The sequence below is a fragment of the Salinicola aestuarinus genome, from assembly GCF_003206645.1.
GTDB lineage: Bacteria > Pseudomonadota > Gammaproteobacteria > Pseudomonadales > Halomonadaceae > Salinicola > Salinicola aestuarinus.
Window position 1 is genome coordinate 1 of sequence record NZ_PZJP01000026.1, and the last position, 4,381, is coordinate 4,381.

The following is a 4,381-nucleotide window of genomic DNA, read 5'->3' on the forward strand; positions in this document are numbered from 1 at the left end:
TGTTCTTTCTACCTTGGTACTTGAAAAATACCAGGTGATAAAGCATGTTGCCCGCACGATCTCTTACGTAGCCACGGATTTCATCGCGCGCCAAACCTCGGTGGTCTTCAGATGCTGTTGATTGGCTCGTGTAGAACTGAATATCGTCCCAGTTCATGGTGACTACGCCCATATCCTGAGACCAGGCATAGACCTTACGGTCACGACGATTGAAGCGCATAGGATAGTGGGTTTTGCGAAACATCTCTCTGCGTATCAGAGAATTGAATATTGGAAAGCCTATCGCCCCCCCTAAGGTTAGCGTGAGCAAAGCCAACAAATAAACGAAAAGAGGAACGTTGTCCGTGTAATTGAAAAGCCCATAAAACAGGCCCGCACCACCTACGAGAAACCCCCCGCCCCCTATAATGCCGAAGAAAGGAATGATTCCACGCAGCCTGTTGCCTGAGTCCACAGCTTCCAAAAAAGAAGTGTTGACCGTGACAATTGAATCGTTGAAATGTATGGCGTCAACGTTAGGTGGTGGCTGCTTTTTGTTGAGAAAACGTATTTTGCCTTCAAGTTTCTTGAGCTTGCTTGTGGTGGCTGAAAAGCCCCAATCACCTTTAATAAAAAGGTTATAATAATCTTTTGCCGCTGGCCGCATATCACTCTTCCTCATGGGTAATGGCCTTGAGGTTCTGCATCTCGTTCTCCAGGGCGGTGCTACCTAAGCTTAGGCTGCCACGCTCTCCAAAAGCGCATTCGGCCAGCCATTCTTGCAAATCGTTTTCTGTGAACCACAAAATAGCGATAGCTGCCGCAATGGCAAAAATGCCGAAAACCCCAGCTATCCACCACAGGGCAATAACTGAAAAAATGCCGGTTAAACCAATACCAATGGAAAATATTACGGCACTTACTATTATAGTTGAAAACCCAGAGGTTATATAAAGAAGGCCCATCGTTGGGTTACCATTTTCAAAGTTTTCGATTCCCTCCCATATATCCATCAACCCAAGAATCACACCTCCCGCCAACCCAAGGAATCGCCCGGCGGCCATAAGTGCACGCTGCGTACCGACAAAACGTGCCTCAGCGAAGAACACGCCACGACCATGCTCCAACGCCTTGCCGAATAGGTCAGCAGCGGCACCGGCAAAGGCGAGCCCCATACCGAGTAGACGGCCTTTAGCTTTTAAGTTCGCGCCCAGGAGGCTGTTCATCTTCCCGAGCTGATCATTCAGGCTGATATAGGCCAGTGCTGCTCCCACCAAGTTGGCCGAGAACACGAGCTTCTCCCGCCCCGTCATGTTGATCGCGCTAGAGGGCTCGGCCATAAATTCATGAAACGGCGTGAAATCTATCTGGCGCATATCGAATCTGATAGGCTCTCCACTGACCGTGATGAGCGAACGCGTCTCGACCCGAACCTTTTGCTGGAACTGGCGCAGCTCTTTCTCACCCCAATCGGGATGGATCAGCTTAAGCGGCTCGCGTGTTCGGGATAGGGCTTCCTCCAGCGTCACGCTAACTTGGGTGATCTGAATCGAGCGTCCCGAGATCATCCCTAAGGTGAGCAGAAATGGCGTCGGATTCGGTGCTGTTGCAACAACGCTTTGCATCGGCCCCAGCACGTGGCTGAGCATCCTGGCGGGCGAGACAACTTCGTCGGGATAATCTTCCGTCAGCCCAAGGTAAGCGGCAATCAATGCCCCCCAAGGTAGGGTGGCGGGGTTATTGCCCGGTTCGCCAAAGTTGGCGTCGCTTGCCGCCATGATTTGCTGAATCAAGGCCTTCTGGTTAAGCCCCATCCCCCGCAACAACAGGTTGCTAGTGTCGATTTCGCTCGCCGACAGCCATTCGACGTATTGCTTGAACGCAGGCGTGTAGCTCTGGGTGCTCAGCAAGACGAAAGAAATAACGGAGACGAAATTGATGCCCGATTCGACATTCGCGTCATCGAATCGGCTGTTGAGGTAGATCAGCAGGGGATTACCGGTCAACCAGCTCACATAGGCCGATGCCAGTGGCTGCATATCCTCTTTATCGTACCGCGATAGCTGCGGGTGATAGGTGTTCTCCATCCAGTGATCCGGCTCTTCGGGGCGGAGCTTGTCGCCATACCTGGCCCAGGCATCGTCGGCTGCCTCTTCGAGTTCAGACTCACTAATGCTCTGGTAGGCGGCCAACCGCGTGGCCTCGACCTCTTGCCGATAGGCAGGGTCTTCCTGCTGCCGGCGCTCGAAATTGGCTTTGAGCTCATGCGCCATGCCCGGCGGGCCGCCATAACTACGGTAGTACTCATGTTCGAGGCGTTCCTCGACAATCTTATTGGCGCGCTGCATCCGAGCCCGCTCCCGGAAGCCGTCTCGCAGCGCGTTGATGACCCCTGCCGTCACGAAGGGGCGCTTGATCACTTCCTTTTCGTTGAACTCATTCTCTCGCTCGCCGAGTAGTGCAGCGAGATCGCTGGTCACGCCAGCCGGATCGTCGAGCACGCACAGCGCCGGTGGCATCTCACTCGGCTCGGCCTGACGTTGCGACCACTCGATGAATCCGTCGACATCGTCGCGAATCCCGTTGATGGGCGCCGGGCTGTGGCTCAGAGCGCTCACTTCCGTACTCTGACTCGCTGCGCTGCTGCCCGTATCGCTCGACTGGCGCTGCACCCAGGGGAAATTGGCCTCGGCCACCCGCTCCCCGAGTTCGCTCAGCGGGCGGGTGTAGTCCGCAGAGCCCCCTTTCCATTGCGTCAGGGAGAGCCTACGCATGGCGTCACGCCGGCCGTCCGTATTGGCGGCGTGTGCTTTCCACACTCGCTTGGTCCAGCGGTCATCCGAGAAGGCCAGATAAAGCTCTGTAGCGTCCTGGGCCGCCGGTACCGTGATACAGCGCCCTGGGTAGACATGTTCGGGGTTGCCGCGGCACGGAAACTCGTCATCCTCCACCGGTGCCTGGATCTCGGCATCGAGCGGTCCCGGCGCGTCGGGGTCGAGTGCCAGCAGCTCGTCATTGGTGACATCGATGTAGAGACTGAGAAAGCCTTCTTCGGTCACATAGTAGCCCTGCCAGCGGCCACGGGCTGCGTTGAATACGTACAGGAAGCCTTCTCGCAGCAGCCTCAGCGTGTAGTGCTGGCCTCCCGACAGCGAGACTTGCGAGACGCCATCGTCCGCGAGATCAGCTGGCAATTCCGGGGCGGTGAGGCTGACATTATCACTACGCGCCACGGCATATCGCACGGGCAGGATCGGCAGGCCACCGCCGCCACAGAAACTGCAACCGGGGCGAGGATTATCGGCGCTACTCATGGCCGCTCCTTAACTCTGAAGTGAGGGTGTTCCATTCGGCGTCATGCCATGCGTCCAGGTGGCCGCCAGTCTCGGCCAAGCGGCGCGCCGCTCGCGCCATGAACCGTTCTACCTCGTCCTGTCGGGCTAGTTCCGGTAAATGCATGGCCGCCCGCTCTGCCAGTAACGGCTGATCCTCAGACGGTAAACCCGAGCGCTTCGCATGACACAAAGCGTCATCCAGCCACTGCCAATGGGCGGTGTTTTGTGGCCAGTCAGGCGCCAACAGGGCGAGACGGCGTGAGCCTCGGTTCAGATCTGCGAAGCGATCGATACTGGCCCACTGTTCGTCCCTCAGCTCCAGCCAGTCGATCGTGGTTTTCGCTTTTAATTCAGGACGCTCCAACGTGTACCAGTTTCCAAAAGGATCAGGCCAAGACCAGTGGCTGATGGGCCCCAACAACCGTGCAAGTTGTTTCGACGTCATCAGCCAAGTTAGATGGCGGAAAACAAGTGGGTCGTAATAGCGGAACCAGTGGTATTGGTGGTCACCGCGGCGGCGTTGCAGGAGCTGACGACAAAGATGATGGGCAATGTCATCAACACTTCCCTTGCCTGTCAGTAAGGCCGAATAGAATGGAACGCCACGGCGACGATAACGTCTGACTCTCGCGAAAACGTCGTTCAGTTGGTTTTCTGGCACACCGCTAATGTCGACCAGTTGTGGCAATCGATGGGGACGGGCTGGCGCCGGCGTGGTTTGCAACGAACGCACGGGCAAGTCTTGCCAGTCTCGGACATGGACCAGTAGCGGGTTGATCAGCGCAAAACGCCATTGTCGTAGCTGATCGCTTCCATCAAGCGCTTCAGCGCTGGAAACAACGGCCGGTGCTATATCTGACGCCATATCTCAACTGCCCACCGGGGTGCTACCCGCTGCTGACTTGTCAGCGCCGGCAAACTGTTTTTCGCATTCCCCTTCCGGCAGTTCAGGCATCGCCCCGTCCAGGCTCGCCGGTCCTTCAAAGCTCTGACTCGCGCCATTGACCGTGACCTTACCGGGGGCATGCAGCTCGATATCGCCGCCCTTGATGCGAACGTAAGCCCCG

At 56.6% G+C, this 4,381-nt stretch carries 3 protein-coding genes and 1 pseudogene; all 4 read right to left on the reverse strand.

Features of this window, described 5'->3' with window-relative positions; all coding sequences use genetic code 11:
* Window positions 1-661, reverse strand: a pseudogene (locus DOM41_RS17180) (DUF6708 domain-containing protein); the annotation flags it as partial.
* The gene (locus tag DOM41_RS17185; protein ID WP_110688073.1) at window positions 648-3,293 is read right to left on the reverse strand and encodes a T6SS effector BTH_I2691 family protein; all 2,646 of its coding nucleotides are present in this window, start codon (window positions 3,291-3,293) and stop codon (window positions 648-650) included. The pseudogene DOM41_RS17180 and the gene DOM41_RS17185, both read right to left, overlap by 14 nt.
* On the reverse strand, window positions 3,286-4,179 hold the full coding sequence (locus DOM41_RS17190) for a DUF4123 domain-containing protein (RefSeq protein WP_110688074.1): 894 nt from the start codon (window positions 4,177-4,179) through the stop codon (window positions 3,286-3,288). Before DOM41_RS17190 ends, DOM41_RS17185 begins: the two co-directional genes overlap by 8 nt.
* A gap of 3 nt (window positions 4,180-4,182) precedes the next feature.
* Window positions 4,183-4,381: DUF2345 domain-containing protein (locus DOM41_RS17195; protein WP_157956977.1), on the reverse strand; the 199-nt coding region annotated here is incomplete at its 5' end.